Source organism: Microbacterium aurantiacum (assembly GCF_031625015.1).
Taxonomy (GTDB): Bacteria; Actinomycetota; Actinomycetes; order Actinomycetales; family Microbacteriaceae; genus Microbacterium; species Microbacterium aurantiacum.
The window spans coordinates 337,470-354,427 of the sequence record NZ_JAHWXH010000001.1; the positions used below are offsets into that span (position 1 = coordinate 337,470).

Genomic DNA, 16,958 nt, shown 5'->3' on the forward strand with positions numbered 1-16,958 from the left:
CGATCGGGCGCCCGAGCCCCGCCGATTCCAGGGAGGAGGTTCTCGTGGAGGAGACCGCACCGGCCACCGATCTGACCACCCTGCGCCGCGGGCTGCAGATCCTCGAGCTGCTGCGCAGCTCGAACCCCTCGGCGTCGATGTGGACCAACAAGGAGATCGCCGACACGCTCTCGCTGGACAAGTCCGTCGTCTCCCGCACGCTGCGGGTGCTGGTGGATCTGGGGTTCGTCGAGCGCAGCGCCGACGGCCGCACGTTCGCGCCGGGCTCGAAGGTCTACCCCCTCGGAGCGCGGTCGGTCAATCAGGATGTCCTCCGCGCGGCCGCGACCGTCGTGCGCGAGATCGTGCGGATGACGCAGGCCCGCTCGTATCTGTCCGTGCGCAGCGACATGGACGCGATGACGCTGTGGTCGGATCAGCCCGTGCGCGCCCGCCCGCGCGTGCACAGCATCGGGACCACGTTCCCCCTGGGCGTCAGCGAGGCCGGGCGGGCGCTGCTGTACGGATCCCCGCCCACCGAGATCAAGCAGGTGGCCGCGGAGATGCGCCGGATCGGCGTCGGCCACGCCGATCAGCTCGCAGGTCAGATCGAGCTCGACCGGCGCGTGGGCTACTCGTGGCGTCGCGCCGACGAGAGCGGCGTCGCCGTGCCCGTGTGGGACACCCGCAACGAGGCGGTGATCGGCGCGCTGGGCGTGGCCTCGGAGGGCCTGAGCAGCCGCGACGTGGCGGAGGCGACCGCGCAACTGCTGATGGCCGCGGCATCCAATCTGGCGCGTCGCATCCACGCGACCGAGACCCACTCGACGACGATGGCTCCGCTGCCCTTCAGCGGATGGCCGGAGATGCCCACCGACATGTTCCCGCTCTCCTCGCGCAGCCTCGACGGCGAGACTTTCCCCGAGTTCCTCGGTGATTGAGGGTCCCGGGCGCGATAGTCTGACGTGCATGATGGCACGGGGAGGGTTCACGTGAGCACAACCGCCGGCCTCGCGCGCGATCATGACGCCGTCGTCGACGCGCAGGACATCGTCTCGCGCAACAGCGCGCTGCCGCTGCACGCGCAGATCGCCACCCACTTCCGTCAGCTGATCCTCGCCGGCATGCTGCCCAACGGCTATCGGATACCGCCCGAGGGCGACCTCGCGCGCCAGTTCGAGGTGGCGCGCGGAACGGTGCGGACGGCGATGGCCACGCTCCTGGCCGAGGGGCTGATCGAGCGCGCCCAGGGCATCGGCACCTTCGTGTCCGTGCGCGCGAGGCTCCCTCAGGACGACAGCAGCACCGCGCGCCTCCTGTCCACCGGTGAGCGTCTCATCGAGCGGGGTATCGAGTTCCAGAACACGCTGCTGGAGCGGCGTCTGGTGGACGAGCACCGCTCACTCGAGGCCTTCTCCGCCCATCGCGTCATGCACATCCGGCGTCTGCGCACCCTGTTCGACGGGCCCGCGTCGGTCACCGACACACTGATCAACCTCGACCTCGTCCCCGAGGCGGCTCAGCTCACGGACGACTCGCTGGCCGCGGGTTCGCTGCACGCCACCCTGCGCTACAGCTTCGGCGTCGAGTTCACCTGGGCGGAGCGCTTTTTCAGCGCCGAACTGGCGCCCGCCGAAGTGGCCCAGTTGTTGGGCGTCGCCCCAGGCACACCGGTGCTGTGCCACGAGGAGTTCAGCTACACCCACGAGCACGACTGCATCGAGTACTCGCGCTCCTGGGTGCGCACCGATCAGCACAAGTACGCCGTGACGGTGCGCGATTCCCGAGGCTGATCCCCCGCCGCCCATCGCCCGCTCCGTCGTTGCGCATACAGTCACCGCGCGATGGCCGCTCTCATGGGTCGCTTAGATTCGAGTCGTCCCCTTGCGACGTGAAACATGATCAGCGCACTCGACCTCTTCTCTATCGGCATCGGACCCTCCTCCTCTCACACGGTGGGCCCGATGCGTGCCGCGCGCCGATTCGTCTACGATCTCGACAGCGCCGGCGACCTGCCCCGGGTCACGCGCGTCACCGCCGACCTGCTGGGATCGCTGGGCGCCACCGGCAAGGGCCACGGCAGCGACCGCGCCGTCGTGTTCGGCCTGCTCGGCGAGCGGCCCGAGAGCATCCGCCCCGACGCGCAAGCCGGCCTCTACGACACGGTGGCCGACACGGGGATACTGAGCCTGGCCGGGACCCACGAGATCCCCTTCTCCCTCACCGGTGACCTCACGCTGCACCTGCGGACCACCCACGAGTCCCACCCCAACGCGATGGTGCTGCGCGCCTTCGACGGCGCGGGCGCGCTGGTGCGCGAGCGGACGTACTTCTCGATCGGCGGAGGGTTCATCACCGAGGAGGGCGAGGATCCGGCGACCGCCGCGGACGACACCGCAGTGCCGCATCCGTTCCGGTCGGCCGCGGACGTGCTGGAGATCTGCGCCCGGGAGGGCATCTCGATGAGCGAGCTGATGCGGCGCAACGAGCTCGCCCGCCCGCACGGCCCGGAGATCGACGAGCGGATCGGCGCGATCTGGCAGGCCATGCGCGAGTGCATCGACCGCGGGATCGCCGCCCCCGACGGCTCGCAGCTGCCGGGAGGCCTGGGCGTGTGGCGCCGTGCCCCCGGGCTGCACCGCTCGCTCACCGAGACGCCCAACAAGGACGAGCTGCACGCGATGGAGTGGGTGAATCTCTTCGCGATGGCCGTGAACGAGGAGAACGCCGCCGGCGGGCGTGTCGTGACCGCCCCCACCAACGGCGCGGCCGGCATCATCCCGGCCGTGCTCGGCTACTACATGATGTTCATCCCCGGAGCGGATGCCGCGGGCGTGGTGCGCTTCCTCCTCGCTGCGGCCGCCGTCGGCACCCTCTTCAAGGCCAACGCGTCGATCGCCGGTGCCGAGGTCGGCTGCCAGGGGGAGGTCGGTTCGGCCTGTTCGATGGCGGCGGCGGGACTGGCCGAGGTGCTCGGCGGGACGCCCGCGCAGGTGGAGAACGCCGCCGAGATCGCGATCGAGCACAACCTCGGACTCACGTGCGACCCCGTCGGCGGCCTGGTGCAGGTCCCGTGCATCGAACGCAACGCCGTCGCCAGCGTCAAGGCGATCAACGCCGCGCGCATGGCTCTGCGCGGCAACGGCGTCCACCGGGTCTCGCTTGATCAGGCCATCAAGACGATGAAGGACACCGGCGCCGACATGATGGTCAAGTACAAGGAGACGTCCCTGGGCGGTCTCGCGGTCAACGTCGTCGAGTGCTGAGGAGCTGACCCGCGCGCGCCACCGCGGCAGTCAGTCCCGCCGCTGCCAGGCCGGCTTGAGCGCGTAGGTGCGGCGGCCGCGCACTATCGGGTGGTGATCGAGAAGGCCCAGCAGCTCGTCTCCAGTGAACCCGTGTCCGACGACGACGCAGACCTCCTCGGCGTCCCCCGTCGCTCCCCCGCCCTCGTGGTGCGCCGGCAGGGGAGCGATCGGAAGGGGCGCCTGGTCGAGTTCGCCGTCAGCGTCTACCGCGGCGACCGTTACGACTATCGGTTCGCGATCTCGCGCTGACCCGGCCCGTCAGCCCTTCGTGGCCCCTGCGGTGAGTCCGGCCACGATGTGCCGCTGCGCGAGCACCGCGAGCACCGCGACCGGGATCATCGTCACGACCGATGCGGCCATCAGCCCGCCCCAGTCGACGCTGGCGTAGGCGATGAAGTTGAACAGCGCCACGGGCAGGGTGCGCGTGTCGTTGCCGCCCAGCACCAGCGAGAACAGGAAGTTGTTCCAGGAGAAGATGAAGCCCAGCAGGGCGGCGGTGGCGATGCCGGGCCGTGCCAGCGGGACCGCGATGCGCCAGAAGGCGCCCGCGGGCGAGAGGCCGTCCACCTGGGCCGCCTCCTCCAACTCCGAGGGCAGGGTCTCGAAGAACCCGGTCATGATCCAGACCACCAGCGGCAGGGTCACGAACAGGTGCGCGATGATCAGCGCCCAGTACGTCCCGACGAACCCCACCTGCGCGAACAGGAAGTACCACGGCACGAGCAGCGAGATCCACGGGATGATGCGCGCGGCGAGGATAAGCATGTTCGTCCGGCCCATCGAATGCCGCGCTATCGCGTACGCGGCCGGCAGCCCCACCAGCAGCGCCAGCGCGGTCGCGGCGATCGCCACGATCGCGCTGTTGAGGATGTAGAGAAGGAAGTCGTTCTGCTCGATGAGGGTGATGTAGTTGTCCAGCGTCGGGGTGAATACGAAGGTCTGGCTCGGATCCCCGATCGACAGCGCGTTCTTCAGCGATGCCAGCACCATCCAGATGACGGGGAACGCCAGGGCGACGATCACCACCGTGATGGCGATCCCGCGGAGCGTGGTGCGGGTGCGGTTACGTGCACCGTGGCCGGCGACGATGGTCATCGGATTCGCTTTCCCTTCGACGCACGCGGAAGATCGCCGCGGCGTCGACTCAACACCAGCACCGCGCAGAACGCGACGACGAGGATGAAGAACAGCATCAGCACCGCCGAGGCGTAGCCGAACTCGCCGAACGCGAAGGTGAGCGTGTACACGAGGATGTTCAGTGTCTCGGCCTCGTGGAAGGGGCCGCCGCCCGGCCCCTTCAGCGCGTAGATCAGGTCGAACGTCTTGAGCGCATCGATTGATCGCAGCAGCACAGCCACTAGCACGGTGGGCCAGATGATCGGGAGCACCACGTGGAAGAACCGCTGCCAGGCGTTTGCGCCGTCCATCATCGCGGCCTCGACCGGCTCCTCCGGCACCGTGGTCAGCCCCGCCATGAGGATCAGCGCGATCATCGGCGTCCACTGCCAGGCGTCGATGAAGATCAGCACGGGCATGCTCTGGGCGGGATCGGACAGGAAGCCCTGAGCGGGGATGCCGAGCCACCCGAGCAGCTGATTGGCGAAGCCGATCGAGGGCTCGAAGATCAGCAGCCACATCATGCTGACCGCCACGGGCGTGGCCACCAGCGGCAGGAGGATGAGCAGCCGCACGGCGCCACGACCCCGGAACGGCTTCTGCAGGAGCAGGGCGATGCCCAGCCCCAGCACGAGCTCGATCACGACCGCGGCGATCGTGAAGACCGCGGTGCGCATGACGGCGGGCCAGAAGCGGCCCGAGTCCGTCAGCGCGGTCCAGTAGTTCTGCAGCCCGATGAAGTCCATCGGACGATTCAGCGACCCCTCCGCGCTGGTGGTGCTCAGCACGATCGTGTACACCAGCGGCACCACCAGCATGACGGCGACGAGCAGGACGGCGGGGGTTGCGAACACGAAGGGCAGTCGGCGCGCCGAGAGTACGCGGCTGCGGCGGACCGGCGGCGGGGGCGCCGGGGCCTGCGCGCGCGGGATGGTCGGCTCGCGCTCGAGCGTCGAGGGCGCGGCCACGGTCACTCCTTCTCGGACTCGATGAGCGCGGCGAGCTCCTCATCCGCCGACCGTGCCGCGGACTCGACATCCCCTCCCGAGATCGCGGTGGCCAGCACCGTGCCGACGATGTCGCGCGACTTGGAGATGTTCACGACCTGCGGCGAGGCGTAGCCGACGTAGTCGATGCCGGAATCGCCGCGCACGAGTGCGGCGACGTCGGCCGGGAAGGCCGCGGAGGCCTCGGGGTCGGCCCACGCCGACTCACGCGTCACGGGCTGCCCTGCGGCGAGCATCGTCTTGCCCATCTCGGCCGACGTGGCCCATTCGATGAACTGCCAGCCGAGGTCCGCCTTCTTCGAGGACTGCGGGATGCTGAGCGACCAGGGCGTGTAGCTGGCGACCCGGTGTCCGGCGGGCCCGGCCGGGAACGCCGCAAAACCGACGTTGTCGGCGACCCGCGACGCCTCGGGGTCCAGCACGTTCGGGAAGAGCGTGTCGGCCTCGCCGAGGAAGGCGACCTTGCCCTGGTTGAACAGGGCGACCGCCTCGGACCAGCCCATGTTCAGCGCCCCCGGAGCCCCCGAGTCGTGCAGCAGTCGCCCGTACACCGAGATGCCGTCCACGGTGGCGTCGCTGTCCAGCGACGCCTCGCCCGAGGAGTCCGTCCAGTCGCCGCCCGAACCGAACACGAAGCTCGCGGCGCCGGGGACACCCGCCGAGCCGTTGGCGCGGGTCGCATAGCCGTAGACCCCGGCAGCGGGGTCGTTGAGCTTCGCGGCGGCCTCCTCCAGCTCGGCGAAGGTGGTCGGCACCGCGATCCCGGCCTGCTCGAGCAGGTCCTTGCGGTACATCAGGATGAAGTGCTCCGACACCAGCGGCACGGCACGCACGGCACCCTCGCCGTCTGTCACCGAGCGCCGGGCGGGCTCGCTGAAGTCCTCCCAGTCCCAGTCGGCGGCGCCGGTGACGTCGTCGGAGATGTCGGCGAGCCAGCCGCTGTCGACGTAGCGGGGGAACTCCACCGACGACATGACCATCGACACATCGGCCTCCGCGGAGCCGGAGTTGAACATCACCTGGTACTGCTGGGCCAGCTGGGTGTCGCCGAGCACGGTGAGGTTCACGTCGATGCCGGTCTCGGCCTCGAACTCGGGCACGAGCGACTCGAGCTCGTCGCTCCAGGGGATCTGAGCGAGGTACACGTTGATGGACTGCGCCGAGCCGCCGGCGCTTCCTCCGCTGCAGGCGGACAGCCCCACGACGGAGGCGGCGATGGCCGCGAGAGCGAGGGTCTGGGGGATTCTACGCATGAGCATCTCCTGATCGGTGTGTAGCACGGTGGTGTTGCTTCATCTCGGATCAGGGTGAGATCCGGGGCGACGTCCATGTCGATGTGGGCGTTTATAGCAGCCGCTTGTTTCACGGGAGGACAGGTCTGGAGCGGCGTTGAAGTATCAGCAACTCTCGGTCTGATGACCCGCGTTCCGGTCGTGACGGACGTGGCGCGTGTGTAGACTCCGCCCTCGCGGGCGGCACACCGGGGGGATTCGGGGCCCTCGGACGACGAACGCCGGACCGTGCGCGCGAGGTCGCGCGCACGGTCCGGCATTGGGTTCTGCGGCCGCCCCGTCGCAGCGATCGGGATGCGGCCGAGGTCAGATCGTCGTGTAGCCGCCATCGATCACGAGGTCGTGCCCGACGACATAGGAGGCGTCGTCCGAGACCAGGAAGGCGACGGGACCGGCGATCTCATGCGGCTCTGCGAACCGGCCGAGCGGGATGTGGGCGAGCCACGCCCCGGCCTGCTCGGTCTGCCCACGGCCCTTCGCCGTCATCGGGGTGGCGGTGTACCCCGGCGAGACGGAGTTGACCCGCAGACCGCGGGGTCCCCACTCCGCGGCCATCGACCGCGTCAACTGGACGACTGCGGCCTTCGAGGCGTTGTAGGCGGAGATGTTCTGCGGGCGGTTGACGATCCGTGCCGACATGGAGGCGACGTTCACGATCGCTCCCGCGCCAACCTCCAGCATGAGCACCGCTTCGGCGCGACAGGCGTTGAAGACACCCGTGACGTTCGTCTCCATCACCCGGCTCCAGGACTCGTCGCTCATCGATTCGGCCGCGCCCGTCTCGACGACGCCGGCGCAGTTGACGGCGATGTCGAGGCGGCCTCCCGTCGCCGCCGCGGCGACGGCGCGCTGCACCGACTCCGGCCGCAGCACATCCAGCGGGGTGAAGCGCCCGCCGAAGGCCGCCGCAGCCGCCTCGCCCGCCGCGACGTTGCGGCCTCCGATCGTGACGGTCGCTCCGCGGGCCGCCAACGCGTGGGCCACGGCCAGGCCGATACCGCTGGCCCCGCCCGCGACGAACGCGGTGCGTCCCGTCAGCCCGGCACCGCCGATGCCGTTCTCGCTGTCGCTCATCCTCTGCTCACCTCGTCGATGGCGGTATTCATCCGATCAGGCTGTGGCATGGGCGCGCGCGTCCGCACGGCGGTTGCCGCATCGGCAACCGGGGAGGCGCCGGCGGCCGCAGACGCGGCTCGGTGCAGGGAAGATCGGTGTATGATTCGCGCCGTCGTCACCGTCCCCCGACGAGCGCCTCGATCACCGCCACCACGGGCGGCCGCGGCTCGTCGGCGAGCCGGGCCAAGGCGATCGGCAGCCGGATCTCGGGGTCGTTGATAGCCGCGACGCGCAGATCCGGCCACCCCTCGGCCACGGTCGAGGCGGGCACCACGGCATCGGCCACCCCGCTGCGGGCCACGGCGATGAGGCCCTCCACCGAGTTGGTCTCCACGACCGGGCGCAGCACGACCCCGACGCCGGCGCAGGCGTCATCCAGGAGCATCCGCGCGCGCAGCAGCGGGTCGAACAGGCACAGCGGCCGGTCAACGACCTCGCGCGCCGTGATGGTGGATCCTGCGGGGCGGGCGGCGGGCACGCTGGTGACGAGCACGAACAGCTCCGAGCCGAGGGGCGTGAGCGGATGGCCGTCATGATGTCCTCGCTGCTCAGCCCCAGCCGCAGCGCGATCCGCAGATCCGGGTGGGCGGCCACCGCGCGCTCGACGATGCCCGTCGCCCACGTGGTCGCCGACGGGATGACACCCAGTCGCGCGTCCCCGGACAGCGCCCCGCGGGCCGAGTGGACCGCAAAGCGCAGTGCGCTGTCCTCGGCGAGCATGCGCCGCGCCCACACGATGGCGCGCTTCCCTTCGGGAGTGAGTCCCTCGTAGGTGCGGCCGCGCCGGATGAGGGGGACCCCCAGCTCGACCTCGAGCTTGCGGATCGCCTCCGACAGCGCGGACGGGGAGACGAAGCAGGATGCCGCGGCGCGCCCGAAATGCCCTTCGCGGGCGACCGCGACGAAGTACGACAGCTGGACCGAGCCCACGAGCGCGCCGGGCACGAAGTCCAGGCCCTCCGGGGTGGGCAGCGTCTGCCCGTTCGAGTAGGCGTCGAGCACGGGGATGCCGTCGCGTGCGTAGCGCGGCGGGTAGCCGTCGATCGGGTCGGGGTACAGCACGAGCAGGACTTTCGCCACGATTTCTCCTTCGTTTCGCGCGCACAGCGCGATCGAGTCTCACCACACCCGGGGTCGCAGGGCCAGACTGCACAGCCGAACGCGCGTTCGACGCCGCCGAATCAGCGGCGGCAGGACCGCGGCCCGGACTGCCGCTGACCCCGTCTATCCTCGATCCCATGCGCATATCCGTCACCGAGAGCGGTGCAGACCTGCTCGACCCGGCCGACTTCACACGATTCCACGTCGAATCCGCCCTTCCCGCGGCGCAGATCGATGCGGCGCTGCAGGCGGCCGGCGCCGGGCGCGTGGACAACGACCACGCCTTCGTCTCGGTCGCCTTCCTCCGCTCGCACGCTCCGGCGGGCGACGAGCAGTGGAGCGACGGGCTGCAGAAAATGATCGCCTACGCGCAGTCGAAGGGCTGGGTGAGCGCGGACGGCGAGCACCTCCAGGCGCACGTCGCGGCACACGCCGACTGAGCGGATGACGGCGCCGCAGACCGGGACGCATCACGCCGACCCTGCGCCCGCCCGCATGGCATGAGCGGCGGTGTCGATGTTGATGGCGACCAGCTTCGCCATCGTCCTGTCCGAGTTCCTCCCGCCGAGCCTGCTGCCCCAGATGGCCGCGGCACTCGGTGTGAGCGAGGGGCAGGCGGGTCAGGCCGTCACCGCTACGGCGACCGCCGGGTTCGTGGCGGGGCCGAGTGCGGCCATCCTCGTCCCGCGGCTGGACCGGCGAGCGGTCGGCATGCCCGCCTCGGTGCGGATCACCTCGAGGTCCTCGAAGGGCCCAGCCGGCCCTCAGCTGACTTCTTCCACACCCGGATCTCGACGGCGGCCTCACCCAGCGCTTGGGTGAACTCGGCGACCTCGTCCTCGAGCTGCTGCTCGCGGGACGTGGGCTTCGACTTGCCCGTCTCAATCCCCGCCTTCCCGCCCTCGAGGAACTGGCGCTTCCAGTTCCCGATCGCCTGCTCGGACACCTTCTCCCGACGCGCGGCTTCCGCGATCGAGATCTCACCGTGAAGCACGCTCAACACAATGCGGATCTTCTTCTCCGCCGGGATCACCGGGGGACGACTGAGGCGCGACGCGTCGCGAACAGCCCGGTCGCCGCCCCGGCATCCGTCATCGCGTCGGAGGGGATGCCCGTCATCAATCGGGTGTAGAAGAGGAAGCATCATGGGTGCAGGACACAGCCACGCCACCGGGGACGCGACGCCCCGGAAGAAGCTCCTGATCGCGTTCTCCATCACCGCATCCGTCTTCGTGATCGAAGTCATCGGCGCGGTCATCACCGGCAGCCTCGCCCTGCTCGTCGACGCCGCGCACATGCTCACCGACGTGATCGGTCTGGCGATGGCGGTCACGGCCGCCCACCTGATGAATCGGCCTCCGTCGGAGAGGTACACCTTCGGGCTCCGGCGTGCGGAAGTGCTCGCGGCCCTCGCCCAGGCCGCGCTGCTGCTCGGAGTGGGACTCTTCGCGCTGGTCGAGGGCATCCGTCGCCTTTTCGAGCCGCCCGAGATCGCGTCCGGCAGCCTGCTGTTCTTCGGAATCGTCGGCCTGGTCGCCAACATCGCAGCGCTGCTCGTGCTGATGAGCGACCGCGCACGGAACCTGAACATGCGGGCCGCGTTCCTCGAAGTCCTCAACGACGCGCTCGGCTCGGTCGGCGTCATCGCCAGCGCCATCCTGATCGCCACCCTCGGCTGGTACCGAGCCGACGCGGTCGCCGGCATCCTGATCGCCCTGCTCATCATTCCGCGCACGATCATCCTGTTCCGCGCGTCCGGCAGCGTCCTGCTGGAAGCCACCCCGCCCGGTCTCGACCTCGCGGATGTGCGCCGCCACATCCTCGAGCTCCCCCACGTCGTCGCCGTGCACGACCTGCACGCCTCCCTGGTCTCGACCGATCTACCCATCCTGACCGCGCACGTCGTCGTCGACGACTCTCTTGCGCCGGAAGAGTCGGCTCAGCTGCTGCGGAGGCTTCAGGAATGCGTCGCCGAACACTTCCCGGTGAGCATCGAGCACGCGACGTTCCAGCTTGAAACGGGGGCGCATTGGGGGGAGGGTGCGGCGCATACGTGAGGGAGCGGGGCTGGGTTGCGAGAGGTTCGGCGGGTCTCGGTACGTCCGCTTCGCGGACACTCGACCACCGGAGGGCGGGGCGGGGGCGGGGGTGTGCGGGGGGCGGGGTGGTTGAGAGGTTCGGCGGGTCTCGGTACGTCCGCTTCGCGGACACTCGACCACCGGAGGGAGGGGTGGGGGCGGGGTGGTTGGGAGGTTCAGCGGGTCTCGATACGTCCGCTACGTGGACACTCGACCACCCGTGGCGCGGGGGTACTCGGGAGCGAGGGTCAGCTCTTGATCCCGCCCGCGAAGCCCTGGATGAATCGACGCTGGGCGAACAGATAGAAGACGAGCATGGGGATGATCGCGACGATAAGCCCCGCGAAGATGACATTCCAGCGGGTGACGTCGGCGCCGACGAAACTGTAGATCGACAGCGGCAGAGTGGTCGCATCAGACCCGCTGAGGTAGATGAGGGCAAGCTGGAAGTCGTTCCAGACGTTCATGCCCGCCAGGATGGCCACCGTCCCGGTCGCCGGCGCGAGAAGCGGGAACACGATTCGGACGAACGTCTGCAGACGACCCGCTCCGTCGACCTCGGCAGCTTCCTCGTACTCACGCGGTACGGATCGCGCGAACCCGACGTACAGGAAGATCGCCAGGGGCAGCGACAGTCCGACGTTCAAGACCACCATCCCCGCGAGGGTTCCGAGGAGACCGAGACTCCGCATCGCAACGTAGAGGGGCACCATTCCCATCTGAATCGGGAGGATGATCCCGACCAGCACGAACACGTACGCGATCGAGCTCAGCTTCCCCACACGGCGGGCGATCACATAGGCGGTGATCGAACCGATGATGATGAGAAGCAGCACGGTGCTGACCGTGACGATCACGCTGCCCAGCAGCCCCGCGAGGAGCGAACCCTCCGTCAGCGCGACAGCGAACGAGTCGAGCGAGGGTGCACCAGCAGGCACGATGGCGGGGGTGCTCACCGCTTCGACGTCGGACTTCAACGCGACGTTGATGAGCAGGTAGAACGGCAGCATCATCACGAGAGCGACGACGAGGATGCCGGCCTCCCGCGCGAGGGTGAGCGGGGTGTACCGAAACATCATTCACCCTTCCGGCGCTCGCGAAGGAGCGTGTTCTGCGTGATCGCGAGGATCAGGATCAGGACGGTGAGACACATCGCGATGGCAGAGCCATACCCGAACTCTCCCGCGACGAACGACTGCCGCCACACCTGAGTACTGAGAGTCTCGGTGGCGCCGTACGGTCCGCCACCGGTGAGCGCGATGATCTCGTCGAACACGCGCAATCCGGTGATGAGCAGGAGCGTGCACACGATGATGACCGTCGGGCGGAGCGAAGGCAGAACGATACTGACGAATCTGCGGGGCGAGGATGCGCCGTCCACGGCCGCTGCCTCCTCGAGCTCCGGAGGGACGTTTGCGAGACCCGCCAGGTAGATGACCATGACGACCCCGACGTTCTGCCAGACCATGACCAACACGATCACCCATCGGGAGACCGCGACATCGGCGAGCCACAGCATCCGGCTCTCCTCGCCCCACAGCCCGACGACAAGATCGTTCGCGGGTCCGTCGAAGGTGAAGATGAACCGCCAGATGTAGCCGACGGCGAGAGGGCTCAGCACCGCGGGCAAGAAGATCAGACTCCGCAGGAAGGACTTCGCCTTCAGCGCCCGGTTCAGACCGATCGCCAACAGCAACCCGATCGCGTTGGCCAGGATCAGGTAGAAGAACGCGAAGAACGCTGTGTTGGCCAACGCCCCGTAGGTGATCGGATCGGAGAGGATGCGGGCGAAGTTCGCGAAGCCGACGAAGTCGAAGTCCCCGATCCCGCGCCAATCGGTGAAGGCGTACATCCCCCCGAGCGCCACCGAAACGTAGTGGACGAGGAGCAGCAGCAGAAGTCCCGGGAGCGCCCACCACCAGGACAGTGCACGAGAGGCCCCCACGCGTCGCCGGGCGGGCGGAAAGGTCCGAGACCGCGGAGGGCTCTCTCGCACGAGCATCGGGTCAGCCCGCCGCACGATCCCACGCGGCGTCCATCGCGTCAAGGATCATCTCGGGCGTGGCCTGGCCGGTGAGTAGCCCCTGGAATCCACCAGCGAGCGCGTCGTAGATCTCGCCCGACGGCCAGTCGTATTGAGGAGCACTGAGCGCACGCTCCGGATCGCCGAGCGCGTCAGCCATCGGGGCGTACTGCTCCGGGAACGAACCGTTCTCGAAGTTCGACAACGGAATCTCCGCGCCACCCGCCGCATAGATCTCGTTGATCTCGGGCTGGGTGAGGTACTCCAAGAACACGGCGGCCGCGTCGGGGTTCGACGTCTCGCTGTTGATCCCGACGAGGGTACCTGCGTAGTCCACGACGGCCCGGGTCTCCGCTGTCGTCGCGGCCGGGAGCGCGCTCATCGCGAATGACATGTCGGGATTGCCTCCCGAAATCGCGGCGAGCGCCGGCGACGGTCCGGGGCGCTGCAACGCCTCGCCCGCAAGGAGCGCACCCGCAGAGTCTTCCGTTCCAGCCTGCTCGATGCCCGCGGTGAAGCAGCCGGCATCCTGGAGCGTGACCACGTGTTCGAGCGCCTCGGTCCACGCCGGTGTGCTCGCGAAAGTCGTCTCACCCGCCACCCGCTTCGCGTTCCATTCAGGGTCAGCTGCGTAGACGGTGTTGGCCGCCAGCTGGATCATGAACAGTCCCGCGTTCGCGGGATTGGTCGTCGCGACCGTCATCAGTGCGGGACCCGCCGAGTCGGCATCCGCGCATTGGTCCAGCAGCGCGTCCCATGTGGCTGGCAGCTCGAGACTGGCAGCCTCCCGCGCCGTCAGGTTGTTGACCATCCCGAGCACCGTGGCAGCCAGCGGCATCCCGTAAATCTCGCCGCTCTCATCGAAGAACAGCGCGTCGGCACCGGCGGGGACGCGGTCGGTGACGAACGCGTACTCCCCGAGCGGAAGGAGGTATCCCGCGTCCGCGTAGGGCAAGAAGGACGTAACGTCACCGCGTCCGGCCGCTCCGGTGATCACATCGGGCGCATTTCCTGCTTGCAGCTGCGTGCGCAGAAGGTTGCCGTAGTCAGCGATGGGCGTGGCCACGGTCTCGACCACGATCTCATCCTGCTCGGCGTTGAAGCGCTCGACGATCTCTTCGAAAGGCTGCGCCTCACCCGTTGCCGCCGAGCCATAGCCGAGCGTCAGCGTGACAGGCCCCTGCGCTTCGCCGTTCCCGCCGGGATCAGAGCAGCCGCTGACCGCCAGAGCGGTCGTCAGCAGGACGGCAGTGGTCGTGCCCCACCTGAGGAGGGGGTGCTGTGCGTGCGTCATCTACATCACATCCTTGTGATCGAGGTTTACGTGCAGAATGAACATATGGTGGACCAGCGCAGAAATCAAGCATTGTTTTGCGGGAAATCTTCATTAGGCTGGTTTCGCACGTAAAGGGTCAAAGGAGACACCATGACGACGAGATGGCTCGAACACGCTCAGGAGCATTCCGACATCGAAGGATTCCGCCTCATCGGCCACTCGGACCTCGGCGGCCACGGCGACGGCTTCCAGGTCATCCGTCGCGACGAGCTCCTCTACGTCGCACATCTGGGGACCAGCCCGATGGCGCTGAGCGTTCTCGATGTCTCAGACCCCGCCGACCCACGGCTCCTCCATCAGATCGAACACCCCCGCAACACGCGCTGTCACAAGGTCCAGGTCGCGGGGAACCTTCTGATCCAGAACAACGAGCTCCCGTACTGGGCGAAGGGCGCGGATCCGGCGCCGATCACGGGGCTGACCGTGTACACGCTCGACGATCCGACGCAGCCTCGACCGGTCGGCTTTCACCCCGCGAGCGGCGTGGGAACCCACCGACTCTGGTTCTCCGAACCACCTCTCGCGCACATCAGCAGCGTCCTCCCGGGCGGATCCGTCCAGAGCTACGAGATCGTTGATCTGAGCGACCCCATGAACCCGGCATCCGTCGGGTCCTGGTCGGTGCCCGGGACTTTTCCGGACGACGTCGACACGTGGACCCGCGCGGAGGATCAGCCACAGGACGGCGTGCACGGAGTCATCCCGCACGGTGACCGCGCCTACGCAGCCTGTTTCGACGCCGGGATGGCCGTGTTGGACATCTCCGACCCCTCCACGCCGCAGCTCATCAGTCATATCTCGTGGTCACCGCCCTTCGGCGGCTTCGCGCACACCACCCTGCCCCTTCCCGCGCGGGGTCTCGTCGTCGCCTCGAGCGAGGCGGTCCCCCGGACATTGCAGGGAGGCGACAAACGCATCTGGCTCATCGACGTCACCCAGGAGACACACCCCGTCACCTTCGCGACCTTCCCCGACCCGCGCCCTCCGGCTCGACACGGAGTGAGCTCGTACCACGACCTACCGGGCGTGTTCGGACCACACAACCTGCACGAGAACCGCCCCGGGAGTTACATCAGCGAGGAGACCATCTTCGCCACCTACTCCAACGCGGGTCTGCGAGTCTTCGACATCTCGGACAAGTACGCGCCGCGCGAGAAGGGGTATTTCGTGCCGCCCCCCGCGGAGGGACAGGAGTGGTCGGCTATGAACGACCTGTATGTCGACGCGGAGGGCATCGTCTTCGTGACCGACCGCCTCGGAGGCGGGCTCTACATCCTCCAGTACGTGGGTCGATAGTCTTGCTCCCGCGTGCCGATCAGAACCGGAGGCATCGATGACGTCGGATATCACCCCTCAGGATGCGGTGGTGCTCTCGCGGCTCATCCCCCTCGTCGTCGGAGGCACAGCAACCACCCGACCCGCGCTCGAGGTCGCGACTGGTCTCGGTCGGCGGGTGGTCAGCGACCGCATCCGTCAAGCGATGGATGCTGGGATCCTCGAGGACGCCGGCATCGCCGCTGTCGAGCGAGGACGAGCCCCTCGACTGCTGCGCCTCGCGGAGGGTACGGCAGTGATTCTCGCCGCTCACCTGGGTCGGGAAAGCGCCGTAGCGGTCTGCGACCTGGGGGGAAGAATCCTGCGCACGGAAAGCCTCGCCGCCACGCTGGAGGACGGTCCGCAGGCGGTGATCGCGGAGGTCGTAGACGGGTTCGAACGGGTCCTGCGGAAGACCGCGAATCGCACCGTCTGGGGCATCGGTATCGCCGTTCCGGGACCCGTGGATGTCGCGAGCCACCGGCTCGTACAGCCGGCGAGCATGCCGGGATGGGACGACGTCGACGTACGGAACCTCCTGCGGGCATCCTTCGACGCTCCCATCTGGGTCGAGAACGACGCGAACGTCATGGCACTCGCGGAGTACCGGACGGCTCCGGCACCCGATCGCGATCTGCTCTACGTCAAGGTCGGCACGAGTATCGGGAGCGGAATGATCTCGGGGGGTCGGATCCACCGGGGAGCGGGTGGCGCCGCCGGCGAGATCGGTCACGTCCGCGCCCGCAGCGGCGAGGAACGGCTGTGCCGGTGCGGTCTCGTAGGGTGCCTCGAAACCGTCGCCGCCGGATGGGCGATCGTCGAGCGGCTTACGGAACGGGCCCCCGCCGAGAGCACCTTCCTCTCGGACATCCTTCGCACGCGACCTCTGCAGATCGACGACGTTATCGGCGCCATCGATGCGGACGACGCCCTGACGTTGAGCGTCGTCGATCGCGCCGCAACCGAGGTCGCCGAGGCAGTCGCCGACATCGTGAACTTCGCCAACCCGGGAACCGTGGTGTTGGGCGGCGGCGCAACCCGTCTGCGAGGCAGATACTTCTCGACTTTCGAATCCTCCTTGCCGACGCGCATCGTTCCCCTCGCGGCGCGATCGATGACCGTGCGAGCGGCCTCACTCGACTTCCGCGAGGGACTCATCGGCGCGGCGCTCCTGGCCTCGGATCACCTGTTCGCGCGGGACGCGCTCCTCACCTGGCTTCCACACGGCTCCCCCAGCGGGCAGGCGACGCGCTTGCACCGGCTCACCGCCGCATAGAGCGGGCGGGAG

At 68.6% G+C, this 16,958-nt stretch carries 17 protein-coding genes and 1 pseudogene; 8 read left to right on the plus strand and 10 right to left on the minus strand.

The annotated features are described in order from the left end of the window. Window positions 1-44 precede the first annotated feature (44 nt). The 4 genes from KZC50_RS01505 (at window position 45) to KZC50_RS01520 (ending at window position 3,536) form a co-directional block, all read left to right on the plus strand. Complete coding sequence (locus tag KZC50_RS01505; RefSeq protein WP_310890368.1) at window positions 45-920, plus strand: IclR family transcriptional regulator; 876 nt, start codon at window positions 45-47, stop codon at window positions 918-920. 51 nt (window positions 921-971) lie between these two features. Beyond that, window positions 972-1,772 carry a GntR family transcriptional regulator gene (locus tag KZC50_RS01510; RefSeq protein WP_310890369.1) on the plus strand — a complete coding sequence of 267 codons (801 nt, stop codon included), beginning with the start codon at window positions 972-974 and terminating at the stop codon, window positions 1,770-1,772. Between the two features lie 105 nt (window positions 1,773-1,877). After that, window positions 1,878-3,245 carry an L-serine ammonia-lyase gene (locus KZC50_RS01515; RefSeq protein WP_310890370.1) on the plus strand — a complete coding sequence of 456 codons (1,368 nt, stop codon included), beginning with the start codon at window positions 1,878-1,880 and terminating at the stop codon, window positions 3,243-3,245. Window positions 3,246-3,335: 90 nt separating this feature from the next. Then, the gene (locus KZC50_RS01520) at window positions 3,336-3,536 is read left to right on the plus strand and encodes a UTRA domain-containing protein (RefSeq protein WP_343823608.1); all 201 of its coding nucleotides are present in this window, start codon (window positions 3,336-3,338) and stop codon (window positions 3,534-3,536) included. A gap of 9 nt (window positions 3,537-3,545) precedes the next feature. On the opposite strand, the gene KZC50_RS01525 is transcribed toward KZC50_RS01520, so the two are convergent. The 6 genes and pseudogenes from KZC50_RS01525 to KZC50_RS01550 form a co-directional block, all read right to left on the minus strand. Then, window positions 3,546-4,382 carry a carbohydrate ABC transporter permease gene (locus tag KZC50_RS01525; protein WP_310890371.1) on the minus strand — a complete coding sequence of 279 codons (837 nt, stop codon included), beginning with the start codon at window positions 4,380-4,382 and terminating at the stop codon, window positions 3,546-3,548. Beyond that, on the minus strand, window positions 4,379-5,371 hold the full coding sequence (locus KZC50_RS01530; protein ID WP_310890372.1) for a carbohydrate ABC transporter permease: 993 nt from the start codon (window positions 5,369-5,371) through the stop codon (window positions 4,379-4,381). Before KZC50_RS01530 ends, KZC50_RS01525 begins: the two co-directional genes overlap by 4 nt. A 2-nt stretch (window positions 5,372-5,373) precedes the next feature. Further along, window positions 5,374-6,663: an ABC transporter substrate-binding protein gene (locus tag KZC50_RS01535; RefSeq protein WP_310890373.1), complete on the minus strand. Its 1,290-nt coding sequence runs from the start codon at window positions 6,661-6,663 to the stop codon at window positions 5,374-5,376. A gap of 345 nt (window positions 6,664-7,008) precedes the next feature. Then, complete coding sequence (locus KZC50_RS01540) at window positions 7,009-7,776, minus strand: SDR family NAD(P)-dependent oxidoreductase (RefSeq protein ID WP_310890374.1); 768 nt, start codon at window positions 7,774-7,776, stop codon at window positions 7,009-7,011. Between the two features lie 157 nt (window positions 7,777-7,933). Then, window positions 7,934-8,551 (minus strand): LysR family transcriptional regulator substrate-binding protein, encoded by a 618-nt coding sequence (locus KZC50_RS01545; RefSeq protein WP_310890375.1) that lies wholly within the window; start codon window positions 8,549-8,551, stop codon window positions 7,934-7,936. 23 nt (window positions 8,552-8,574) lie between these two features. Beyond that, window positions 8,575-8,898: pseudogene (locus KZC50_RS01550) on the minus strand (helix-turn-helix domain-containing protein); the annotation flags it as partial. A gap of 158 nt (window positions 8,899-9,056) precedes the next feature. On the opposite strand from KZC50_RS01550, the gene KZC50_RS01555 reads away from it, so the two are divergent. Continuing rightward, complete coding sequence (locus KZC50_RS01555; RefSeq protein ID WP_310890376.1) at window positions 9,057-9,359, plus strand: hypothetical protein; 303 nt, start codon at window positions 9,057-9,059, stop codon at window positions 9,357-9,359. Between the two features lie 290 nt (window positions 9,360-9,649). Here KZC50_RS01555 and KZC50_RS01560 read toward each other — a convergent pair whose 3' ends face one another. Next, complete coding sequence (locus KZC50_RS01560) at window positions 9,650-9,952, minus strand: helix-turn-helix domain-containing protein (RefSeq protein WP_310890377.1); 303 nt, start codon at window positions 9,950-9,952, stop codon at window positions 9,650-9,652. A 112-nt stretch (window positions 9,953-10,064) separates the two neighbouring features. Here KZC50_RS01560 and KZC50_RS01565 point away from each other — a divergent pair, with 112 nt between their 5' ends. Beyond that, window positions 10,065-10,976, plus strand: a complete 912-nt coding sequence (locus tag KZC50_RS01565) for a cation diffusion facilitator family transporter (RefSeq protein WP_310890378.1) — start codon at window positions 10,065-10,067, stop codon at window positions 10,974-10,976. Between the two features lie 269 nt (window positions 10,977-11,245). Here the strand turns inward: KZC50_RS01565 and KZC50_RS01570 are convergent, their stop codons facing one another. From KZC50_RS01570 to KZC50_RS01580, 3 genes are all read right to left on the minus strand, one after another. Further along, window positions 11,246-12,073, minus strand: a complete 828-nt coding sequence (locus tag KZC50_RS01570) for a carbohydrate ABC transporter permease (RefSeq protein WP_310890379.1) — start codon at window positions 12,071-12,073, stop codon at window positions 11,246-11,248. Continuing rightward, a complete protein-coding gene (locus KZC50_RS01575) occupies window positions 12,073-12,942 on the minus strand; it encodes a carbohydrate ABC transporter permease (RefSeq protein WP_310890380.1) in 870 nt (289 codons plus the stop codon). The genes KZC50_RS01570 and KZC50_RS01575 overlap by 1 nt, the downstream gene beginning before the upstream one ends. Window positions 12,943-13,003: 61 nt before the next feature. Further along, a complete protein-coding gene (locus KZC50_RS01580; RefSeq protein ID WP_310890381.1) occupies window positions 13,004-14,314 on the minus strand; it encodes an ABC transporter substrate-binding protein in 1,311 nt (436 codons plus the stop codon). Window positions 14,315-14,446: 132 nt separating this feature from the next. Between KZC50_RS01580 and KZC50_RS01585 the strand changes: the two genes are divergently transcribed. Together KZC50_RS01585 and KZC50_RS01590 are read left to right on the plus strand one after the other, a co-directional pair. Continuing rightward, window positions 14,447-15,652 carry an LVIVD repeat-containing protein gene (locus KZC50_RS01585; RefSeq protein WP_310890382.1) on the plus strand — a complete coding sequence of 402 codons (1,206 nt, stop codon included), beginning with the start codon at window positions 14,447-14,449 and terminating at the stop codon, window positions 15,650-15,652. A gap of 37 nt (window positions 15,653-15,689) precedes the next feature. Further along, on the plus strand, window positions 15,690-16,946 hold the full coding sequence (locus KZC50_RS01590; protein ID WP_310890383.1) for an ROK family protein: 1,257 nt from the start codon (window positions 15,690-15,692) through the stop codon (window positions 16,944-16,946). Window positions 16,947-16,958 lie beyond the last annotated feature (12 nt).